We start from the raw sequence: 20,322 nt of genomic DNA, 5'->3' as shown, positions 1-20,322 counted from the left end.
TAGCGAAAGGAAGCGACTCATAATGTTCGCTTCCTTTGTTTTTTTGGTAATCGGATTCGGAAAGTCGCTCCTTCTCCTAAGCGGCTGTCGACTTCGACCTCTCCACCATGAGCACGGACGACGTTCGCGACGATCGCAAGACCAATTCCTGTACCGGTCTTACCGCGCGTTCGTGCCTTGTCCGCCTTATAGAAACGATCAAAGACGAAAGGTAGATCTTCTTCCGGAATCCCGTCACCTGAATCGATGACGGATAATGTAATGTTTTCCCTATCTTCGTCAATCTTAATCTTGATTTCTCCGTTCTCCGTATAACGAAGGGCGTTTCCAAGAAGATTCGTTAAGACTTGTTCCATCTGATCCGGATCGGCGTCAAATGTGATGTTCGGACCGGAAACCGAGAAAGTGACCTGCTTATCGCGTCCCATTTGTTTGAATTTCTTGATGACTCGCTGTGCAAACGAGACCGTTTCGATGGCTTCAATCCGTAACTCCTGATAACCGGCTTCCATCCGCGCGAGATCGAGTAGATCATTGACGAGACGGGACAAGCGTTGCGATTCATCATAGATGATTGATGCAAATTCTTTCGTCGCCTCGTCACTTTCCGTCATCCCGTCGACGATCGCTTCCGAATACCCTTGCAACATGACGAGTGGCGTCCGCAGTTCATGGCTGACATTCGCGACGAAGTCGGCCCGCATCTTCTCCAGTTGTTGTGCTTCCGTCATGTCGCGCAGGACAGCGACCGCTCCGATCTGCTCTTCTTGTTCGAGTAACGGACTGACGATGATGATGTAAAAGCGTCCTTCCCGTTCAAACGAAACCGTCATCTCCGTCTCTTCCTTCATGACTGTCTGGAACAGCTCGATCAGTTCATCCGGTACGGGAGAACCTGCAAGAAATGCTTCAGCTGGTGGATTCGTCGCGAGTAGCTCACCTGATTTTGAGAACGTCAACACGCCGTCTGCCATACAGCGCAGAATCGAGGAGAGCAAATGCCGCTCCTTATCGAGATCCGTGACGTATTGATTGAGTTGGCTACTCATCTCGTTAAAGGCAAGCGCTAAGTCACCAATCTCATCACGTGAACGTTGCGTCAGGCTTTGATCGAATTTCCCTTCACCGGCCTCAACGACGGCTTGACGAATCGTCCGTAGTGGTGCGGTGATCCGTGTCGATAGGAAGAAAGCAAAGACGGTCGTCCCGATGATCGCTAACAAGACACAGAGCTGAATGATTTGACGTGCGCCTTCATTCGCTTGCTCGATATTCGTCAATTGTTCGATCAAGTAGATCGTTCCGTTGCCGCTATCCGTAATGAGCGGTGCTCGATACGCGAGTGCCGCCTTTCCATCGAAGGTCTCGTAATTACCGATTGCCGTTTCACCTTCTTCACCATCGATCGCTTTCCAGTTCTGACGTTCGAGCTCCTTGATGATCCGGTTCGCTTTCGCTTGTGAAATATTCGCTTCGACAGAATCGTCCTGGGTCTTCGCAATTAATGTCGCGCCATATATATCCGTGATTTCGACAGCAGTACTCGATCCTTCCTCGATACCGGAGTGCGCCTGAAAGACGGTCTCGACTTGTTGACCGAGCTTTGCAAGGTGCCCCCGCTCCTGTTCGATATGAAAAGAGTTGAAAAATTCAAGTAACAAGATCGTCAAGGCGATCAAGACGACCGAGACAAGCAATAGGATCGTGCCCCATAGTTTGATGACTACACTTTGCAACCATTTCATCGTCAGGTCGGACTATTCTCGAACTTGTATCCGACACCCCAGACCGTCGTGATCATTTGAGCAGCGTTCGGAGACAAACGATTCAGCTTTTCACGCAGACGTTTGACGTGTGTATCGACCGTCCGAAGATCCCCAAAAAATTCATAGTTCCAGACTTCCTTGAGTAGTTGTTCCCGTGAGAATACTTTGTCCGTTTGTTTTGCCAAGAAATACAGGAGTTCATATTCTTTTGGTGTTAAATTGACTTCTTGTGATTCAACCGTCACGCGGTGTGCGTCATTATCAATCGTCAAATGTGGGAAGACGATGACATCTTTTGTTTTCGCATCCGTATGGAGGAATTTCGTTGCACTCGCTCGGCGAAGGATTGCTTTGACACGCAAAACGACTTCGCGTGGACTGAATGGTTTGACGATATAATCATCTGCCCCCATTTCAAACCCATGGACGCGATTCGTTTCTTCACCTTTTGCCGTCAGCATGACGACCGGCGTCGCTTTCGTTTTCCGTAGTTCTTCACAAACTTGCATCCCGTCCATCTTCGGCATCATCAAGTCGAGGAGAATGACATCGTATTCTGTCTCAAGCGCCATTTCAAGCGCCGTCTCTCCATTGTCTGCTTCCTCGATCGTGAAATTTTCCCGCTCCAGATACATCTTCAACAGGCGACGAATTCGTTCCTCATCGTCGACGACTAAAATACGTGCTTCTTCTGACATGCTGTCTCCTCCTATAAACTAAACTCTACTCCTCTATCCTACTACTCTTTTAGTATACTATGAAACGAAAAGAATGGCTTGCACTGGCTGATTTCCCCTAAACGATACTCTTTTGTCAGAGAAACATGAAAAAGCAGCGGACCGTTTCCGGATCCGCTGCTTTTCTTTTCCTTATGCGTACGAGTGTAATCCCGCTACGACAAGGTTGACGAAGACAAGGTTGAACATGATGACAGCAAAACCACCAACACATAACCATGCTGATTTTTTACCGATCCACCCACGCTGGATGCGCATGTGGAGATAGAACACGTAGAAGAGCATCGTGATCAGTGCCCAAACCTCTTTCGGGTCCCAGCCCCAATAGCGGCTCCATGCCATTTGCGCCCAAATCATTGCGAAGATTAATCCGCCAAGGATAAAGATCGGAAGACCGATCGCGATCGCACGGTAACTAATCTCATCAGCTGTTTCTAGATCAATCTTCCGCGCGATTGGTTTCAGACTCTCTGCGACACGCTTACGGAGAACTACGAAACGTAGCAACACATATAAGACGACCCCACCAATGACTGACCATAAGACCGTATTGACCTTATTCGCATTCAAGAAGTTCGGCAATTCAATGACGGCACCTGAACCAGATAAGACTTTTCCGTTCTCAGGACCTGTCAGAACCGGCATCGTGTATTCATGTGTCATCTTCGCACCATTCTTCGCGACGTATTCGATCGTTGATGCAGAACCTGTTGCTTTGAACAAGAGGCCGACGAGGATGTAACCAACGACACAAACGAGTGAGAACATGACGATCTCAAGCCATGTCCGTGTTTTCGATTCTTTATTGAAATCCGTCGCGTGGACCAGATAGAGCAATCCGGTCGCAAAACTGACAGCGAGAATCCCCTCACCGAGCGCTGCCGTCGTAACGTGGATTTTGAGCCAGACACTTTGAAGTGCCGGAATCAAGGGTTGGACCTCATCCGGGAACATCGACGCATAAGCGATGACGAGCAAGGCAACCGGCATTGCAATCAAGCCAAGGACATTGTTTTTATAGATGGCATAGACGATTAAGAATCCAAGGACCATCATCATACCAAAGAATGTCGTGTATTCGTATAAGTTCGAGACCGGAACGTGTCCAGCACCCGCCCAGCGCGTAAAGAAATACCCTAACTGAGCAAGAAAACCGATGATCGCGAGCGTATAGGCGATCTTACCAGAACGTGTCGGACCTTTTTTACCACTCGTCGCAACAGCGAAAAAACCTGTACTGACGAGGTAGACGATGAATGACGTTAGGAGCAGATTACTGCTCAACTGAAGCATGTTCATTTAGCTTCCCCCTCTTCCCGCAACTTTTGTCGGTCCTCAAGTTCTGGTAGACCAACTTCCGTCAACGCGAGATTGGCTTCTTTTTGAAGCCCTAATGCGTTTTTGTTCGTAAATCCAGCAATCTGAATGCGACCGTTCTTCTCACGTAACCAGAGACGACGGTGCGGCCAGTACATCCCGATCAATAGACCTGCCATGAAGATGATGCCACCCGCAAAGAGGAATGGGAGCGTCAAGTCTTTCTTGATTCGGACACCTGAGATGTTTGAGAGCTCCGTACCGGCAAACGCCATCTTGTACTGGTTCTCATCCCCACCGACATTCAGCTTGATACCAATCAAGCTACGCTCCCCTTTTGGGTGCTCCGGTGATTTGATATTAAAGACGAACGCCGGATTGACAGGACGTCCAGAATTGGTCGTCGGCTGTCCATCCTTGACGACGAAATCAGGCAAGAAATCCTTCAATTCGACATCATAGCCGTTTTTCAACTTGTAGGTCTCTTTTGGTTCACGTAAATCGACCTTGATCGTATCCACGACTTTACCTGTCTTTTGGTTGACGATGCTAAACGACATCGTCTTAAATTCTGGATCTGCCGCGTATTGTTCTTGGAAGACTTGGAAATCATCGAATTCGAATGGACGGTTGACTGCCGTCTCGCCTGATTTGACTTCTTCGAGTTTCGGTTTGAAATCACTTGTCTCTCCGACTCTTTTATAGAGCGTCATCTTCGTGTCGTAGTTTTTCGGTACATTTCCGCCCGCTGCTTCAAGTGATTTCTTGAATTTTGCGTCCACCTTCTCAGGATCATAAAACTCGATATTGAACGCCTCATTCTTCAAGTAATACTTGTTGTCTGTCGCCTCGATCGGTAATGTTTCTCCTTCACGAAGCCAAAGCAGTTCATCTTCATGCATGCCCGGTACGACCCGAAGCATCGCCCCTCCGAAGAATAGTACAAGACCGATATGGTTGATGTAAGGACCCCATCGTCCAAAACGTTGCTTTTCCGCTAAGAGCGCCCCGTCTTGCCGACGAACTTTATAGCCCTTTTTCTCAAGTAACGGTGCGATCGCATCGATTTTTTTGACGTCTCCAGTCGCTTCAGCGCCAAATCGCTGACCATTCATGAAACGGTCCGACTGGATGACCGGTTGTTTCTTCAATGCTCGGTAGAGCGGGAAGAAGCGGTCAATCGACACGATGATGATCGATAAGAGTAACAGTGTGATTAATCCGATGTACCACCATGATTCAAACAGGTTGTGGAATCCTAACGTATAGTAGATATCCCCTGCCGTACCGTATTCTTTTTGATAAAATTCTTCCGGTGGTGTTGCCTGCGGAATATACATCTCTTGCGGGAAGATCGTACCGACCCCACTCGCGATGATGATCAGACCGATCAGCCATAACCCGACCTTGACGGACGAGAAGAACGTCCATGCCCGGTCGATCCAAGATGGATTTTTACGTTTCGAACGAAGTTCTGCTTCCTCGTAACGCATGTCCAGTTGTTTAAAATCTTCTTGCTCCTGCATCCTTAAATCCCCCTTCGATGCGTTACTGGTTCGCCTTCTTCACCATCTCTTCCAGCTTCGCTTGATCAATCTCACCTTCGTATTTCTCGACGACCTCACCTTTTTTGTTGATGATGAACGTCACAGGTAAGTTGTAGATCCCGTAAGCCTTCTCGACCGAACTATTCGTATCCATGAGGATCGGATAATCCGTTCCGCCGATATCTTTGATAAAGCTTGAGACTCGAACCGGTGTTTCTCCGACATTGACCGCTACGAAATTGACACCTTGATCCTGCATCATCTGATAGTTGTCATTGATCAAAGGCATCTCTTTCTTACATGGTTCGCAGAATGTACCCCAGAAATTGAGTAAAAGTCCTTTTCCTTTGTATTCATCCATTGAGTGCTGTTTCTCACCGTATAGATCGACGAGCGCGAAACCAGGAGCATCATCGCCTGCCATGACACGTCCGTTTTTATCGCGTGTCGCCTGATCGACGAATTGCATGATGACAACTGCGCCTGCAAACAAGACCATCGTCATGATCATCAGACGCCAGAAGGAGCGTTTCTTCTTTTTTTGCTGGGCCGCTGCTAAGCGTTCTTCCGGATTTTGTTTTGTTTTTTTCATATTTTACCGCCTCCACCCATATTGTACTTGAAATCGCTTAAACGTTGATAAAATGTGAAATTCGTTAATCGTTTTGTCACAAAAAAAGAAAACTCAACCCGGAGGATGAGCTTCTCGCTTTACAAATTAACGTTTTTTTGTGTTCTTACGTCTTTTCGTAGGTGGAGCGGCTGGATCCGCTAGCTCACGCAATTGATTGACTTCTTTTTTTGAAAGTTCACGCCACTCGCCAGAAGTAAGACCTGCCAGTGTCAAGAAACCAAACTGTTCACGTTTCAACTTCAAGACTTCTGAACCGAGTGTCTCGACCATTTGACGGACTTGGCGGTTATGTCCCTCGTAGATGACCATTTCGAGGATAGCCGTGTTTTTCTTCTTATCGATGTCACGCATCTCGACGCGTGCTTTCCCTGTCTTAAAGCCGTCCGGCAAGACGACGCCTTTTTCAAGACCTTTGACGTGGAAATATTCCGGTACGCCTTTGATTTTGACGATGTAACGCTTCGGTACCTTATACTTCGGGTGAAGCAGAAGGTTTGAGAATTCACCGTCATTCGTCATCAACAGAAGACCGCTCGTATTGTAGTCGAGACGACCGACTGGGAAGACACGGTGTCCCGGTGGTACGAGATCAACGACCGTCTTACGCCCCTTATCGTCTTCAACCGTCGAGACGACACCTGTTGGTTTATACAGCATGTAATAAACGTGTTCTTCCCGCTCGAGCTTGACGCCATCGACTTCGACTTCAGCACGCGCTCCAACTTTCGTTCCGAGCTCCGTGATGACTTTCCCGTTGACCTTAACGCGACCTGCTGTGATCAATTCCTCTGCTTTACGCCGTGAAGCGACACCTGCTTGTGCGATGATTTTTTGTAACCGTTCCATTAATTCACTCTCTCCTCTAATGAAGGATCATTCCGGAAGAAGAGATCTCCATCTGATTCGAACGTTTCTTCGAACTCGAGTGGTGGTAACTCCTCAATACTATTCAGACCAAAGTGGTCCAGGAAATGATCCGTCGTCTTATACAATTTCGCGCGACCAACGCCTTTGGCGCGTCCCGCTTCTTCAATCAAACCTTTTGCACTTAACGTATGGATGACGCGTTCCGTCTTGACGCCACGGACGACTTCGATATCAGCACGCGTGACGGGTTGTTTGTACGCGATGATGACGAGTGTCTCCATCGCTGCTCGAGACAAGGAATCTTCTGCGAGCGAACCGGCATATGCCTGAATATATGGCGACATCTCTTTTCGTGTCACCATCTTAAAGACGCCACCTGACTCCACGATTTGCAACACCCGTCGCTCCGCTTCGAACGTCGTCTGAAGAGCCAGTAACTGTTCGCGCGCCGCCGCTTCACTGATCTCTAGCGCTTGACTGAGACCACGTGGGTCGATGCCGTCATCGCCGACGACGAATAACAAGCTTTCAATGATTTGTTCATACGCCAATCTGACTCTCCTCCTTCACCATGCTACGCAACAAAATGTCATCGGTCATTTGTTCACAATCAATGACGCGTTGCTTCACGAGTTCTAGGACGGCGAGGAAACTGACGACCAGTTCTTCGACCGTCGGCTGCTCCACAAAAAAGCCAAAGAATGTCGTACGCTCACGCGTCGCGACGTAACGGGCGACAGACTCCATCTGTTGCTCAAGTGAACGTTCTTCCCGTTTGACCGTCTTCGAACGACGTACCTTCCAAGCTTCCCGTTGGCGCATTTTTTCATAGGCACGTAATAAATCACTCAGTGATAACGTACCATTATACTCTTGTGCATCCGTGTCGAGATAACGCATCAAATCCTCTGGTTGTTTCGAAAATAGCTCAAGACGTGCCTCTTCCTTTTCTTTCAGGACGAGTGCTGCTTCCTTATATGCCTTATACTCGATCAACTGTTGAATCAGACCTTCTCGTGTCGGTTCTTCCTCGAAATCAGGAATCTCATCGTATTCCGTCTGTTCGATCGGCAAGAGTTGTTTGCTTTTCAGTTGCAACAGCGTCGCTGCCATGACAAGATATTCACTAGCAACATCTAGTTCAAGATGTTGCATCGCACGGATATAGGACACATATTGATCCGTCACCATGGAAACGGATATATCATAAATATCGATTTCTAATTTACCAACCAAGTGTAACAGCAAGTCCAGCGGGCCTTCAAACGCATCCATCTTTACACTGTATGATTCCATGATTCTCCCTGCCCATCAACGTTTTTTGCGCCTTAGTATACCATACAACGGATGGGTTCGACTATGTTATATTCAAAAGGAAGAGGTGATTACATGAATCCGATCGAGCGATTCGTATTCGAATTCAATATCCGGCACGATTACTTCGAGTGCCATGAAATCTTAGAGGAAGTCTGGCAAGAAGGACAACGCCAGGACGAAGCGCTTGTCGGTCTGATCCAGCTGGCCGTCGCCCGCTATCATCACCGCCGCGGCAATACGACTGGGGCACAGCGGACATATGCGAAAGCATTTGATAAAATCGAACGCCACCGGGCAACACTGATTGCGTCCGGGATCGACGTCTCATATTTGCTCGATCATCGCGACCATTTTACGGATAAGGTCTATCGGCACATCCCGTTACCTGTCTTCCCGGACGTCATCCGAACCGTCGCACTTGAAGCGACAGCACCTGATCTCGACTATGTGACGCATAAACATCGTTTGCGCGATCGTACGGATGTCGTCACGGCACGACAAGAAGCGCTACAAAACCGAAGAGACCGGTCCATCTGAGCCATGGACCGGTCTTTTTATTGATTTTTCCATTTGTCGACGAGGCGTTGCGTCTCTTCGGTCGCACCCGTAATATCCGTTCGAAGAAGTTTGGCTGCTTCATCGAGTAGGAGATACGACATCCGTTCTCCACGGAAAGACGGTGATAATGCGATATGTTTCAATTCAGCATGGCCATCCATTAATTGAAACCCGATGACACCGACGAAATCCTCATCTTGTTTGTACAAATACAAGCGTTGGTCTTCTTCCTGTTCATAGGCTTGAACCGTTTCAAGCAAATACTTCGGATCCTTCACTTCGCACGAAAAGGCGATCAGCCCCATCGCGGTCCGTTCATTCAACTTCTTATATTTTACTAGCATGTGATTCTACACCTTCCTAATTTCAACAACTCTCAGGAGCATGAACGACTGAGACTCATTCATTCTACACCTTCTCACACAGAATTACTGCATTTTTTTCATAATCCATGAAAAAGGCAGGAGACCGTCATGTGACGTCCCCTGCATCTGAATCATGCTTGTTCTTCCATCACTTGGATGAAAGCACGCATGTAATCTGGTAGATCAGGCGGGCGACGGCTCGAGACGATATGTCCGTCGACGACGACGGCTTCATCGTGCCAAATCGCACCTGCATTCGTCATGTCATCCTTGATTCCTGGCGTACTCGTGACATTAACACCTTTTAAGATGCCAGCAGAGATCAACACCCAACCAGCGTGGCAGATTTGACCAATTGGTTGTTTGTTCTGGTCAAAATGACGCACCATGTTCAGGACAGAGTCAAAGCGGCGTAACAGATCGGGTGACCAACCACCCGGAACAAGAATCGCATCGTATTCTGCTGGATTGATCTCATCGAACGTCTTATTCGATTTGATCGGAACACCGTACTTCCCAATATACGTCTCATCTGCCTTCTCACCGACGATGTCGACGATCGCGCCTTCTTCACGTAAGCGATGGACAGGATACCATAATTCTAAATCCTCGAAGTCATTGCTGACGACTTGGATGATTCGTTTTCCTTCTAAACGCATGACAAACACTCCTTTACAAGTTGAGTTCCCTTACTGATTGTACCCGCTTCTAAAAAAAGAAAAACTCCTCTTCAAACGTTTGAAGAGGAGCAAGAACTTATGCTTCGACGCGGATTTCTTTGATGCCAGCGCCTTGCTTCATTTTTTGTGCATGTTCGAGACCTGAAGTCACTTGTCCGAAGACTGTGTGTACACCGTCGAGGTGCGGTTGTGGCTCATGTACGATGAAGAACTGGCTTGATCCAGTGTTACGACCAGCGTGTGCCATCGAAAGTGAACCCGCTTTGTGTTTGTGTGGGTATGATGTAGACGTTTCGCAAGGAATCGTTTTTCCTGAACCGCCTGTACCGTTTCCGATTGGGCATCCGCCTTGTGAGACGAAGCCTGGGATGACACGGTGGAAGTTCAATCCATCGTAGAAGTTCGAGTTTGCAAGGTTTTCGAAGTTTTCAGTCGTGATCGGTGCTTCATCGTTGAACAATTCGAATTCGATTTTATTTCCATCTTCTAATAAGATATGACCAGTTTTTTGCATGTTTGACCAACCTTTCGTGCTTTTCAGCAAGAGATTCGTCACGATTCAAGATCGTGATTCCATGGTACAGTGTACCAAATTTCAGGGCATCGTGCAGACCTTTTTACTCGACGGCTGCCTCTAACACATCAAGTGTCACCGAATCTGTTACTTCGACACGAATTTGAATTCCATTCGCGAGTGTCACAACAGGATCCGTATGTCCGAAGTCCGCATCGAGAACGATTGGGAAATCATAGCCCCGTGTCGCGCGCAGAATGATGTCTTTGAGCGGGAAGTCCGGATCAAAATCGACTTTGCGCGGGAAGCGTCCGACGACGAGTGCCGCAATCTTGTCATACGCACCCATGTGTCGCAATTGCGTGAAATACCGGTCGATCGTTTCTGGTGTCTCACTTTCGTCATCCTCAAGCATCAAGACGACACCGTCAAATGATGGCAAGTATGGTGTCCCAGCAAGCAGCAAAAGTGTTCCCGTGTTCCCCGTCAGAATCGGACCTTCTGCGACACCGGTCTTAACGATCGTATATCCCGCGTTCACTTGATGCTCTCGTCTTCGGTCATCTGCGACGTCCCAGCGTAAAATCTCGTCCGTCCACTCCTCCGATGCTTCGATCCGACCGATCGGTTCCGTCTGCATGAACGTACGAGTGAATGACTCTTCCGTATACGGATCAAGACCATCAAATTGACCGAACTGCGTCAGCAATGCGGGTCCGACGAACGTCGTCAATCCTGTCTGCTGATAGATGCCAGCAAACAATGCGGTGATATCACTGTATCCGACGAAGATCTTCGGATTGTTTCGGATCAACTCATAATCAAGTTCATCGAGTAATTGGTGCGAGTTAAACCCACCGATTGTCGAGATGACCGCCTTAATCGACGGATCGGCAAACGCCATATGTAAATCTTGCAGCCGTTCGCCGATCGTTCCTGCCGTATGACTATGGACAGCTGTTGCGTTCGGCATCAAGACGACCTCGAATCCCATTTTTTCAAGTGTCGCGATACCGCGAGCGAGACGACGTGGCACGTATGCAGCAATTGCAGACGCCGGTGAGACGATAGCAATCTTATCTCCTTTTTGTAAGCGTGGTGGTTTCATGAAAGTTCCCCCCTTTTTCATTACAAGTATTTCCAGTATAACAAATCGAAAGGGAACCGCGTACTTTCATTTTTTAATCCATTTTATAACGTTACGAACAACGAATTCCCGTCCTCCAGTAACTCACCTTTTTCCGAGACATAGTCAACCTTGACCGTCATGTATTGAAGGATCTTTTGTTCGCGCAACGACTTTGCCCACGCTGTAATCTGCGTTTTATCCTGTTCGCTTTGCTTGCGTGGAACGCTAATTAAAATCGTCGGAGCGACTTCCGTACGTAAATAAGCCTTTGAATCAAAACGCGCATTACCAAGCTGTTGAATCTTATCGTTATCAAACAGTACCACCATATCTAGTTCCGCGTTCACATCATTAAGAGTAGGCAACGTGATCCGTCGTTCTAACTGATCTTCCCAAAGTGACGCATGATACGTATCGACGAACCTTCCCGACTCCTCATCTTGATATACGAAAAACTCAGTATTCGTTTTTTCGTCAATCGCTCGTGCTGCGTACTCAAACGAAAAATTACCCATATTGTCGTAAATACTGCCAGTCACCTTCGCTTTCGGAAGATGCTTCTCTAAGTAAGTCTTTGCTTTTTGTTGTATTTCAGCCTCTCTCGTTTCATCCGAGTCCATGTCCTGTGTAAAAGCGTACGTCATCATCAATGCGCCACCCCCGATGACTCCAATTAGACTGACAATTCCAATCAACCAATGTTTCATGCACTCACCCCTTATTAAAAAACCCATATTTTTACACCTTCAATTTTATCATAAAAAAAGAGTAGCGGACGAAGTCCACTACTCAAGTATTGCTGATTGGATTGCTTACTGAATGACAGCGTGAACGAGCGGACGTTCTGCCGGTTTCGTTTCACTAATGTGATACGCATGATCCATTTTTTCGATCGCTTGGTCGAGCGTTTCTTTGTTTGAACGAAGCGTTGCGATGACATCGCCGACTTCGACACGATCGCCGACTTTTTTATGCAGCGTGACGCTTGCTGCGTGGTCGATCTCATCTGCTTTCGTCGCGCGTCCAGCACCGAGGATCATTGCCGCAACACCGACTTCGTCAGCGATGATTTCAGAAACGTAACCGGCTTTTGAAGCAACGAATGTTTTTTCGTATTTCGTTTCAAGAGCTTTTGTCATGTCGTCAACGAGTGACGCGTCGCCGCCTTGCGCTGCGATAAACTTTTTGAAGACGTCAAGTGCTGCGCCGTTACCGAGACGTGTTTCGAGATCCGCATACGCTTCATCGAACGTCGGGTAGAACTCACCGAGGACTGCCATGTGTGATGCAATCGTCAATGCGATGACTTTCAAGTCACGGACATCTTTTCCTTGAAGGACTTCGATTGCTTCCTTGACTTCGTTTGCGTTCCCGATTTCAAAGCCGAGCGGCTGATCCATGTCTGTAATGACAGCAACCGTCTTACGATTGACGCTCTTACCGATCGAGACCATCTCTGTCGCGAGTGCTTTAGCATCTTCGAACGATTTCATAAAGGCACCAGAACCGGTCTTCACGTCGAGTACGATGCTGTCTGCTCCTGCTGCGATCTTTTTCGACATGATTGAACTTGCGATCAATGGGATCGAATTTACTGTCGCAGTGACGTCACGTAATGCGTAGAGTTTTTTGTCTGCAGGCGTCAAGTTACCTGTTTGACCGATGATCGCCATCTTGATGTCGTTGACTTGTGAGACGAATGCTTCTTCTGAAAGTTCAACGTCAAAACCAGGGAACGCTTCGAGTTTGTCGATTGTTCCACCTGTATGACCGAGTCCACGACCGCTCATCTTCGCAACCGGAATACCGATTGACGCAACGAGTGGTGCGACGATCAGACTGATTTTGTCACCGACACCGCCTGTTGAGTGTTTGTCGACTTTTTTCCCGTGGATACGTGAAAGGTCGATCACGTCGCCCGAGTTGACCATCGCCATCGTCAAATCAGCGATTTCACGATCTGACATTCCTTGATAGAAAATCGCCATCGACATCGCTGACATTTGATAATCTGGAATCTCACCATTCGTGAATCCTTCTACCATTGCTTGAATATCAGCTGTTGCGAGTTCGCCACCGTCTCGTTTTGTTGCAATCAAATCTACCATACGCATAATCTAGTTCCTCCTCAGGAGTGGTTTGTGAGTTTTAAAACAGTCGTTACATTTTTTTGATCGAACCGCGAACAAGCGATAGGAAGTGTGCTCGGACACGTTCTGTCGTTTCGATGACTTCATCATGATGTAACGGTTGATCGAGAATACCTGCTGCCATGTTCGAGACACACGAAATCCCAAGGACACGCATATCTGAATGACGGGCAACGATGACTTCAGGGACCGTCGACATACCGACGACGTCTCCTCCAAGCATCCGTGCCATCTTGACTTCTGCTGGCGTCTCATACGTCGGACCAGTATTTCCGAAGTAGACACCTTGACGGACACGAATTCCGAGCTCGTCCGCTGTTTCCTGTGCAAGACGAAGTAATTCCGCATCATACGGCTTCGACATATCCGGGAAACGTGGTCCCATCTCGTCGACGTTCTTACCGATCAATGGGTTCGTACCGAAGAAGTTGATGTGATCCGTGATCAACATCAAATCACCTGGTTCGAACGCTTCGTTACAAGCACCCGCTGCGTTCGTGACGATCAATGTCTCGACGCCGATCGCTTTCATGACGCGTACTGGGAATGTGACCATGTCCATCGAGTATCCTTCGTAGAAGTGGAATCGTCCTTGCATCGCAACGACTTGTTTCCCTTCAAGTGTTCCGAAGACGAGTTGTCCGGCGTGTCCTTCAACCGTTGAGACCGGGAAGTTCGGGATTTCATGGTATGGAATTGCGATCGGGTTTTCGATCTCATCAGCGAGGACACCCAGTCCTGAACCGAGAATCAATCCGATTTCCGGTTTCGCCTGCATCTTGCTTTCTAAAAACGAACGTGTTTCATTCCAGTTGACTGTCATCTGAATCGCTCCCTCGAATTATAGTTCTGTTAAAAAGCTTGTTCCGTGTGCCGGCATTTTGACACCGAAGTTTTCAGCAACCGTTGCCCCAAGATCAGCGAACGTCTCACGGATACCGAGCGGTTTTGCGACACTGTTTTTGTGATAAGCAAGCAACGGTACGTATTCTCGCGTGTGGTCTGTCCCAGCATGAACCGGGTCGTTTCCATGGTCAGCCGTGATGATCAAGAGATCATCTTCTTTCAAGCGATCAAACACTTCCGGAAGACGGGCATCGAACTCTTCGAGTGCTTGTCCGTAACCTTGCGGATCGCGACGGTGTCCGAACAACGCATCGAAATCGACGAGGTTCAAGAAGCAGAGTCCGTTGAAGTCTCGATCGAGTTGCTTCACGAGTTGATCCATGCCGTCCATGTTCGACTTCGTACGGATCGCATCGGTCACGCCTTCGCCGTCATAGATATCAGCAATCTTACCGAGTGAGATGACATCAAGTCCAGCTGTCTCAAGTTCGTTCATGACTGTCCGGTCGAATGGTTTAAGGGCATAGTCGTGACGGTTCGCTGTCCGAACCCATGCTCCTGCCTCACCAAGGAATGGACGTGCGATGATACGACCGAGCATGTACGGGTCATCCCGCGTAATATCGCGTGCATATTCACAAATCCGGTACAGTTCCTCTAATGGAACGACTTCTTCATGAGCTGCGATTTGAAGGACAGAGTCTGCCGACGTATAGACGATCAAGGCGCCTGTTTCAACATGTTCTTGTCCAAGTTCGTCTAAGATTTCCGTACCAGAAGCCGGTTTATTCCCGATGATCTTCCGCCCTGAGAACTCTTCTAAGCGATGAATCAAATCATCTGGGAATTTTTCGAAGACACGGAATGGTGTATCAATCCGCAATCCCATGATCTCCCAGTGCCCTGTCATTGTATCTTTCCCTGCAGATACTTCCTGCATTTTCCCGTATGCCGCAAGCGGTGCTTCTTCAGCCGAGACACCTTCGACCGGCTCGATATGTGAAAGTCCGAGCTTTGCCATGTTCGGCATGTTTAATCCGCTACGTTCACGCGCGATGTGACCAAGCGTATGTGAACCAAGATCTCCGAATTGTTCAGCATCCGGTGCTTCTCCGATTCCTACGGAGTCCATGACGATCAAAAATACACGTTTAAATGATTGAGCCATTTGCTATTCCTCCTATTACGAGCTGTAGTTGTGCGATTCCCGTTACGAATTTTCCCGTAAAGGAACTAGACAAAACGCATTAATTGTCTGAAGTCAGACCTTTAAAAGATAGAACCATCATGCCCGTGGATGATGTTTCTTATACACGTCATGGAGTCGTGCTTTATTGACGTGTGTATACATTTGTGTCGTCGACAAATCAGCATGCCCTAGCATCTCTTGCACGACGCGTAGATCAGCACCATTTTCAAGAAGATGGGTCGCGAACGAATGACGCAAGACATGCGGCGTGATTTCTTTTTCGATACCGGCTTCCTTTGCCCGTCGTTTGATCATCTTCCAAAAACCTTGTCGTGATAAACGATCACCGCGACTGTTCAAGAAGACATCGTCCGTCTGTTGACCACCGAGACTATTACGCGCGAGGTCAAGATATGTCCTGACGCTTTCAATCGATGTCGAACTCATCGGGATGATACGGGACTTGTTCCCTTTCCCGATACACGACAGATACCCTAGTTCGAGTTGCAAATCGTTCAACTTCAGTTGTAGCAGTTCGCTGACGCGCATCCCTGTTCCATAGAGAAGCTCAAGCATTGCTGCATCTCGTCGTGTAAGCGGATCGACACCGACGACCGAATCAAGTAAACGTTCGACGTCGGTTTGACTCCAGACGACGGGAAGCTTCTTCTCCGGTTTCGGTAAATCAAGATGACGGGACGGATCATGCGTCGTTAGTTTCTCTTCGACCAGATATTGATGGAACGAACGGATTGAGCTCGTCGCCCGGCGGACCGTCGATCGTGACTTGCGTGCTTCAAGCAATCGTTCAATGTGGTCGACGATATGATGTCGGTGAACCTGTTCAAACGAAGAAACTTCCGCTGTTTCGAGCGTCTGTAAGTATTGATTCAAATCATTTCGATACGCAGCTGCCGTATTCGCGGACATTTGCCGTTCAATCACTAAATAGTTGATAAATGCTTCCAGTTGTTCACGCACTGAACTCATCCTCTTCGTTTACGAAATCGCTTACTTTCCCATCATATCAAAGGTGTAAACCGTTGTGAAGAGGTCTGACCTATAAAAATCGAAAAAGAAAAACCATCCGAAATTTCCTCGGACGGTCAGACTGTTTGTGTTTGCGATTGTTCCAACGCTTCCCGAGCGTGACGCTCTTGGCAGACACGGCAGACGCCATGGAATGTCAGGCGGTGATCCTTGATTTTGAAATGGAATCGGGACACGATTTCTTTCTCTACTTCTTCAAGCATATCGTCTAAAATCTCTTCGACGGATCCACATTCGATACAGACGAGATGGTGATGCGAATGACTCGCACCTTCTTGTCGTAAATCAAACCGGGATACGCCATCTCCGAAGTTGACCTTATCGACGACTTCGAGCTCCGTCAATAATTCGAGCGTCCGGTAAACCGTCGCAAGTCCGATGTCGGAGTTCTTTTCTTTTACAAGGAGAAAGACATTTTCGGCACTGAGGTGATCCGACTCATGTTCGAGCAGGACACGCACAGTCGCTTCACGTTGGGGAGTCAGCTTATATCCTTTACCGCTTAGCTGTTTTTTGATGCGTTCTACACGACTTTCCATCATAGCGCCCCCTTTGTTCGAACTGATGCTATTATCATAGCTGAAACTCAGTCTTTTTTCAAATTAAAATGATTATCAACTGAAAATCATTTAAATGAGAATCATTTTAAAGTACGGATCTGCCAATGCTGAATCGCCATGATCGTCTTCGCGTCGACAATCGTTCCGTTTGCTACGAGTTCGAGCGCTTGTTCAAGCTTCAATGTTTTGTTCTCAAGGAACTCATCTTCATCGAGCTGACGATCACCGGCAGTAAGACCAATCGCTTCATAGATATGTACACGTTCGCTACAGAAACCAGGCGCACCGTAGAAATCAAAGACATGTCGTAACTCTTTCGCGACGTAACCTGTTTCTTCCTTTAATTCACGTCCGGCACAATCGAGTGGATCTTCACCTTTCTCGAGTTTGCCCGCTGGTATCTCGATCGATAGACTCTCGAACGCCTTCCGATATTGTTCAACGACAATCAGATCCCCTTGTTCATCAAAAGCGATGATGGCGACGGCACCATTATGATAGACCAGTTCACGAACCGAGGTATTACCGTTCGGTAACGTGACGACATGTTTCTCGACATCAAAAACTTTTCCTTCATAGATCACTTCACGTTCAATCGTTTTTTCTTCCATCGGTAGTGTTCCCCTCTTCTATCCTAGTTTACGTTCTCTGTCATGATTAGTATGCCGTTTCCGACGTATTGCCGCAAGACTTCAAGCCGTCTTTTTCATAAGATATGATACACTAGAATGCAGAAGTTCCAAACTTACAGTTCATTTAAGAAAAGAGGGAATTGAACATGTCATTAGGATTAGGTACGATGACGATCTTAAAACGCGGACAGGAAGAAGCGGCAGCAATCCTGCGGACGGCACTCGACGCGGGTATCACCCATTTCGACACAGCGGATGTCTATGCAAACGGAGCCGTCGAATCGATTATCGGTCAAACCTTCGCGCAAGAGGATCGTAGTCGATTGTTTCTTGCCTCAAAAGGTGGCAATCGAATGAATGCGACCGGAACCGGTTGGACTTGGGATCCGAGTTATGACTATTTGAAGCAAGCCTGTCTTGAAAGTTTAAATCGACTCGAAACACCTTACCTCGACCTATATTACGTCCATGGTGGCACGATGGACGACGATATCGACGCATCGATTCGCGCGATGGAAGACTTAAAAGCAGAGGGGAAAATCAAGGAATATGGTCTCTCGTCATTGCGACCGAACGTCATCGAATATTGGCTTGAGCATAGTAATTTCTCTTACTTGATGACGCCTTATTCATTGCTAGATCGTCGCATCGAAGAGTTGTTACCACGCTTAAAAAAGAAAAACATCCAAGTCGTTGCCCGCGGTCCACTGGCAAAAGGACTGTTGACACACGAAAGTGCCTCACGCCTGCAGTCGGTTGATCGTTTCGAACAGTTCGATAAAGAGACGCTCGAAGCCAGTCTACAACAATTACAAAACTTCCCGCTTCCAGCGCTTGCATTGCAAGCAATCGATCAACAGGTCGATATCGTCCTTCCAGGTGCGTCAAGCGTGTCGCAACTTCAAGCGAACGTCCAAGCGATGAAAGAGCCGGTTTCGCAAGCTCAGATCGACCAGGCGCTTGCTACACTGCCAGTTCATCACTATACCGAACACCGGTAAGGTTTAACACCCCATTTCTCCGGGAATCTCCTTCTTTGTAACGTTCATACAGAGGAGGAGTTTTATTATGGCACGTATTTTAATCGTATCAACAAGCGCAGATGACATGAATGGTCACAAAACAGGATTATGGTTCGAGGAGTTCGCAGCACCCTACAACCTGTTCAAAGATGCAGGACATGACGTGACGGTCACGTCCATCAAAGGCGGAGATGTTCCAATTGATAAAGCATCGATCGTCAAAGAAATCTTACCGAAATTCCAAGATGCTCGCCGTGCATTGCACGATACGAAAGCACTTTCTGAAGTAGATCCAGCATCATTTGACGCTGTCTACTTCCCAGGTGGTCACGGTGCGGTGGTCGACTTCCCGAATAACCCACAAGTGGCGAGTGCCATCGAAGCTGTCATCAAAAAAGACGGCGTCGTCGCATCGGTCTGTCATGGTCCTGCTGCCTTCGCGCACGTCATGATCGATGGCAAACCCTTCGTATCAGGTCGTCAAATCAACGGCTTTACAGATGAAGAGGAAAAATCAACAGGTCTCGAAGATAAAGTACCATTCTTGCTCGAGACGACACTTCGCAGTGAAGGGGCTACTTTCCTGACATCGGATGCTGGTAAAGAGTTCGCTGTCATCGATGGCAATGTCGTTACAGGACAAAATCCGGCTTCAAGTGAAGCAGTCGCAAAACTAGTCCTTGCGAAACTGGCTACACAAGCTTAATAGGAACAGTGCTTATAGAAAATGGAGCAGGCGACGGTATGTCGCCTGCTCCATTTTTTCACGTGAATTATAACCGATGAAGTGAATCCAATCGTTCGAGATTGGCTTCTGTCTCACGCTTTTTTCGTTCAAGCCGCTTTAACTCGTTTTCAAGTTGTTGCTGTTGAGCTCGCAGCATTGATCGTTCTTCCTCTGTAAAGGAACGAGCTACTTCTTTTTCTTTGAAATACCACCACTTTTTAATTTTCTCAGGTGGTGGTCCGATCTCAATCTGTTGCTCATGCTGTTTGACCTCATCCATTTGTTCAGCATGGGCCAATTGAAGCTGTTCTAATTCTGTCTCATAAGCTGTTTGTCTAGCTTCAAGAATCGGTGTCAGGTACGCAAGGATATGCGCCGTCAAGTCTCGCTCGACGACTCGTCGTAATACATCTCGACGAAGTGAGGCTTCCGAATTGCCCGAAGCATTCTTCCAGACGGTTGGATCCGCCTGTTCTAGAATCTCCTCTTCTTCCGCTTCTCCGAGCCAGCGTAATTTGAGTAATAATGGCTCGAGGAGTACCTCCTCTACATACGCCGTAAATTGCGAATACGACGTCGCTTCTCGCGTCAACGGTTCTTCATGTAGGTGAAATAACGCTTCTGCCTCTTCTTCGATCCAGTCTTCGTAATCATTAAAGTACATGGTTTAACTCCTTACTTCATCTCATCAAAAACAAGACTGGCTCGAATCCGC

At 47.7% G+C, this 20,322-nt stretch carries 23 protein-coding genes; 3 read left to right on the top strand and 20 right to left on the bottom strand.

Annotated features, from left to right (window positions below):
* Positions 1–17: 17 nt before the first annotated feature.
* The 8 genes from ACY2IG_RS05515 to ACY2IG_RS05480 all read right to left on the bottom strand — a co-directional run bounded on the left by ACY2IG_RS05515 (position 18) and on the right by ACY2IG_RS05480 (position 8,164).
* Complete coding sequence (locus ACY2IG_RS05515) at positions 18–1,745, bottom strand: ATP-binding protein (protein WP_290755436.1); 1,728 nt, start codon at positions 1,743–1,745, stop codon at positions 18–20.
* Positions 1,746–1,747: 2 nt separating this feature from the next.
* Positions 1,748–2,464: a response regulator transcription factor gene (locus tag ACY2IG_RS05510; protein ID WP_035408876.1), complete on the bottom strand. Its 717-nt coding sequence runs from the start codon at positions 2,462–2,464 to the stop codon at positions 1,748–1,750.
* Positions 2,465–2,635: 171 nt separating this feature from the next.
* Positions 2,636–3,802 carry a c-type cytochrome biogenesis protein CcsB gene (ccsB, locus tag ACY2IG_RS05505; RefSeq protein WP_035408879.1) on the bottom strand — a complete coding sequence of 389 codons (1,167 nt, stop codon included), beginning with the start codon at positions 3,800–3,802 and terminating at the stop codon, positions 2,636–2,638.
* Positions 3,799–5,346, bottom strand: a complete 1,548-nt coding sequence (gene resB, locus ACY2IG_RS05500; protein WP_081780387.1) for a cytochrome c biogenesis protein ResB — start codon at positions 5,344–5,346, stop codon at positions 3,799–3,801. The genes ccsB and resB overlap by 4 nt, the downstream gene beginning before the upstream one ends.
* A gap of 22 nt (positions 5,347–5,368) precedes the next feature.
* Positions 5,369–5,959 (bottom strand): redoxin domain-containing protein, encoded by a 591-nt coding sequence (locus ACY2IG_RS05495; RefSeq protein WP_035408882.1) that lies wholly within the window; start codon positions 5,957–5,959, stop codon positions 5,369–5,371.
* A 126-nt stretch (positions 5,960–6,085) separates the two neighbouring features.
* The gene (locus tag ACY2IG_RS05490) at positions 6,086–6,847 is read right to left on the bottom strand and encodes a pseudouridine synthase (RefSeq protein ID WP_023467688.1); all 762 of its coding nucleotides are present in this window, start codon (positions 6,845–6,847) and stop codon (positions 6,086–6,088) included.
* Complete coding sequence (gene scpB, locus ACY2IG_RS05485; RefSeq protein ID WP_214855249.1) at positions 6,847–7,419, bottom strand: SMC-Scp complex subunit ScpB; 573 nt, start codon at positions 7,417–7,419, stop codon at positions 6,847–6,849. Before scpB ends, ACY2IG_RS05490 begins: the two co-directional genes overlap by 1 nt.
* Positions 7,409–8,164 (bottom strand): segregation/condensation protein A, encoded by a 756-nt coding sequence (locus ACY2IG_RS05480; RefSeq protein ID WP_035408886.1) that lies wholly within the window; start codon positions 8,162–8,164, stop codon positions 7,409–7,411. The genes scpB and ACY2IG_RS05480 overlap by 11 nt, the downstream gene beginning before the upstream one ends.
* Before the next feature lie 93 nt (positions 8,165–8,257).
* On the opposite strand from ACY2IG_RS05480, the gene ACY2IG_RS05475 reads away from it, so the two are divergent.
* The gene (locus tag ACY2IG_RS05475) at positions 8,258–8,722 is read left to right on the top strand and encodes a DUF309 domain-containing protein (RefSeq protein WP_133208018.1); all 465 of its coding nucleotides are present in this window, start codon (positions 8,258–8,260) and stop codon (positions 8,720–8,722) included.
* A 17-nt stretch (positions 8,723–8,739) separates the two neighbouring features.
* Here the strand turns inward: ACY2IG_RS05475 and ACY2IG_RS05470 are convergent, their stop codons facing one another.
* The 11 genes from ACY2IG_RS05470 to ACY2IG_RS05420 all read right to left on the bottom strand — a co-directional run bounded on the left by ACY2IG_RS05470 (position 8,740) and on the right by ACY2IG_RS05420 (position 17,837).
* Positions 8,740–9,087, bottom strand: coding sequence for a GNAT family N-acetyltransferase (locus ACY2IG_RS05470; RefSeq protein ID WP_023467684.1), 348 nt, complete (start codon positions 9,085–9,087; stop codon positions 8,740–8,742).
* Positions 9,088–9,239: 152 nt separating this feature from the next.
* Positions 9,240–9,767, bottom strand: coding sequence for a type 1 glutamine amidotransferase domain-containing protein (locus ACY2IG_RS05465; RefSeq protein WP_035398198.1), 528 nt, complete (start codon positions 9,765–9,767; stop codon positions 9,240–9,242).
* 97 nt (positions 9,768–9,864) lie between these two features.
* The gene (locus tag ACY2IG_RS05460) at positions 9,865–10,302 is read right to left on the bottom strand and encodes a peptidylprolyl isomerase (RefSeq protein ID WP_023467682.1); all 438 of its coding nucleotides are present in this window, start codon (positions 10,300–10,302) and stop codon (positions 9,865–9,867) included.
* Between the two features lie 103 nt (positions 10,303–10,405).
* Complete coding sequence (locus ACY2IG_RS05455) at positions 10,406–11,410, bottom strand: S66 family peptidase (protein WP_462618454.1); 1,005 nt, start codon at positions 11,408–11,410, stop codon at positions 10,406–10,408.
* An 83-nt stretch (positions 11,411–11,493) separates the two neighbouring features.
* Positions 11,494–12,138, bottom strand: a complete 645-nt coding sequence (locus ACY2IG_RS05450; RefSeq protein ID WP_462618453.1) for a hypothetical protein — start codon at positions 12,136–12,138, stop codon at positions 11,494–11,496.
* A gap of 105 nt (positions 12,139–12,243) precedes the next feature.
* On the bottom strand, positions 12,244–13,545 hold the full coding sequence (locus tag ACY2IG_RS05445; protein ID WP_023467679.1) for a pyrimidine-nucleoside phosphorylase: 1,302 nt from the start codon (positions 13,543–13,545) through the stop codon (positions 12,244–12,246).
* Positions 13,546–13,591: 46 nt separating this feature from the next.
* Positions 13,592–14,404, bottom strand: a complete 813-nt coding sequence (locus ACY2IG_RS05440) for a purine-nucleoside phosphorylase (RefSeq protein WP_029341181.1) — start codon at positions 14,402–14,404, stop codon at positions 13,592–13,594.
* A gap of 18 nt (positions 14,405–14,422) precedes the next feature.
* Positions 14,423–15,595 (bottom strand): phosphopentomutase, encoded by a 1,173-nt coding sequence (gene deoB / locus ACY2IG_RS05435; RefSeq protein ID WP_368915707.1) that lies wholly within the window; start codon positions 15,593–15,595, stop codon positions 14,423–14,425.
* 117 nt (positions 15,596–15,712) lie between these two features.
* A complete protein-coding gene (xerD, locus tag ACY2IG_RS05430; protein WP_056060398.1) occupies positions 15,713–16,597 on the bottom strand; it encodes a site-specific tyrosine recombinase XerD in 885 nt (294 codons plus the stop codon).
* 125 nt (positions 16,598–16,722) lie between these two features.
* Positions 16,723–17,205 (bottom strand): ferric iron uptake transcriptional regulator, encoded by a 483-nt coding sequence (gene fur / locus ACY2IG_RS05425; protein ID WP_023467675.1) that lies wholly within the window; start codon positions 17,203–17,205, stop codon positions 16,723–16,725.
* A 101-nt stretch (positions 17,206–17,306) separates the two neighbouring features.
* Positions 17,307–17,837: an NUDIX domain-containing protein gene (locus ACY2IG_RS05420; RefSeq protein ID WP_035408909.1), complete on the bottom strand. Its 531-nt coding sequence runs from the start codon at positions 17,835–17,837 to the stop codon at positions 17,307–17,309.
* A gap of 167 nt (positions 17,838–18,004) precedes the next feature.
* On the opposite strand from ACY2IG_RS05420, the gene ACY2IG_RS05415 reads away from it, so the two are divergent.
* A complete protein-coding gene (locus ACY2IG_RS05415; protein WP_308101223.1) occupies positions 18,005–18,859 on the top strand; it encodes an aldo/keto reductase in 855 nt (284 codons plus the stop codon).
* Positions 18,860–18,926: 67 nt separating this feature from the next.
* Positions 18,927–19,586: a type 1 glutamine amidotransferase domain-containing protein gene (locus ACY2IG_RS05410; RefSeq protein ID WP_375091464.1), complete on the top strand. Its 660-nt coding sequence runs from the start codon at positions 18,927–18,929 to the stop codon at positions 19,584–19,586.
* A 67-nt stretch (positions 19,587–19,653) separates the two neighbouring features.
* Here the strand turns inward: ACY2IG_RS05410 and ACY2IG_RS05405 are convergent, their stop codons facing one another.
* Positions 19,654–20,271, bottom strand: a complete 618-nt coding sequence (locus tag ACY2IG_RS05405; RefSeq protein ID WP_462618452.1) for a hypothetical protein — start codon at positions 20,269–20,271, stop codon at positions 19,654–19,656.
* Between the last annotated feature and the right edge of the window lie 51 nt (positions 20,272–20,322).

This window comes from Exiguobacterium sp. EF_C8 (assembly GCF_054956715.1).
Note: the sequence above shows the minus strand (reverse complement) of the source record. Positions and strands in the feature narration are given on the sequence as shown.

Bases quoted from the DNA above. Each gene is read 5' to 3' on its own strand.
- ACY2IG_RS05420 (WP_035408909.1), bottom strand. From the start codon at position 17,837: ATGGAAGAAAAAACGATTGAACGTGAAGTGATCTATGAAGGAAAAGTT.
- ACY2IG_RS05465 (WP_035398198.1), bottom strand. From the start codon at position 9,767: ATGCGTTTAGAAGGAAAACGAATCATCCAAGTCGTCAGCAATGACTTC.
- fur (WP_023467675.1), bottom strand. From the start codon at position 17,205: ATGGAAAGTCGTGTAGAACGCATCAAAAAACAGCTAAGCGGTAAAGGA.
- ACY2IG_RS05510 (WP_035408876.1), bottom strand. From the start codon at position 2,464: ATGTCAGAAGAAGCACGTATTTTAGTCGTCGACGATGAGGAACGAATT.
- deoB (WP_368915707.1), bottom strand. From the start codon at position 15,595: ATGGCTCAATCATTTAAACGTGTATTTTTGATCGTCATGGACTCCGTA.
- ccsB (WP_035408879.1), bottom strand. From the start codon at position 3,802: ATGAACATGCTTCAGTTGAGCAGTAATCTGCTCCTAACGTCATTCATC.
- ACY2IG_RS05450 (WP_462618453.1), bottom strand. From the start codon at position 12,138: ATGAAACATTGGTTGATTGGAATTGTCAGTCTAATTGGAGTCATCGGG.
- ACY2IG_RS05455 (WP_462618454.1), bottom strand. From the start codon at position 11,410: ATGAAACCACCACGCTTACAAAAAGGAGATAAGATTGCTATCGTCTCA.
- ACY2IG_RS05405 (WP_462618452.1), bottom strand. From the start codon at position 20,271: ATGTACTTTAATGATTACGAAGACTGGATCGAAGAAGAGGCAGAAGCG.
- ACY2IG_RS05490 (WP_023467688.1), bottom strand. From the start codon at position 6,847: ATGGAACGGTTACAAAAAATCATCGCACAAGCAGGTGTCGCTTCACGG.
- ACY2IG_RS05515 (WP_290755436.1), bottom strand. From the start codon at position 1,745: ATGAAATGGTTGCAAAGTGTAGTCATCAAACTATGGGGCACGATCCTA.
- ACY2IG_RS05475 (WP_133208018.1), top strand. From the start codon at position 8,258: ATGAATCCGATCGAGCGATTCGTATTCGAATTCAATATCCGGCACGAT.
- ACY2IG_RS05470 (WP_023467684.1), bottom strand. From the start codon at position 9,087: ATGCTAGTAAAATATAAGAAGTTGAATGAACGGACCGCGATGGGGCTG.
- ACY2IG_RS05415 (WP_308101223.1), top strand. From the start codon at position 18,005: ATGTCATTAGGATTAGGTACGATGACGATCTTAAAACGCGGACAGGAA.
- ACY2IG_RS05410 (WP_375091464.1), top strand. From the start codon at position 18,927: ATGGCACGTATTTTAATCGTATCAACAAGCGCAGATGACATGAATGGT.
- ACY2IG_RS05440 (WP_029341181.1), bottom strand. From the start codon at position 14,404: ATGACAGTCAACTGGAATGAAACACGTTCGTTTTTAGAAAGCAAGATG.
- ACY2IG_RS05495 (WP_035408882.1), bottom strand. From the start codon at position 5,959: ATGAAAAAAACAAAACAAAATCCGGAAGAACGCTTAGCAGCGGCCCAG.
- ACY2IG_RS05460 (WP_023467682.1), bottom strand. From the start codon at position 10,302: ATGCAAAAAACTGGTCATATCTTATTAGAAGATGGAAATAAAATCGAA.
- ACY2IG_RS05480 (WP_035408886.1), bottom strand. From the start codon at position 8,164: ATGGAATCATACAGTGTAAAGATGGATGCGTTTGAAGGCCCGCTGGAC.
- ACY2IG_RS05445 (WP_023467679.1), bottom strand. From the start codon at position 13,545: ATGCGTATGGTAGATTTGATTGCAACAAAACGAGACGGTGGCGAACTC.
- resB (WP_081780387.1), bottom strand. From the start codon at position 5,346: ATGCAGGAGCAAGAAGATTTTAAACAACTGGACATGCGTTACGAGGAA.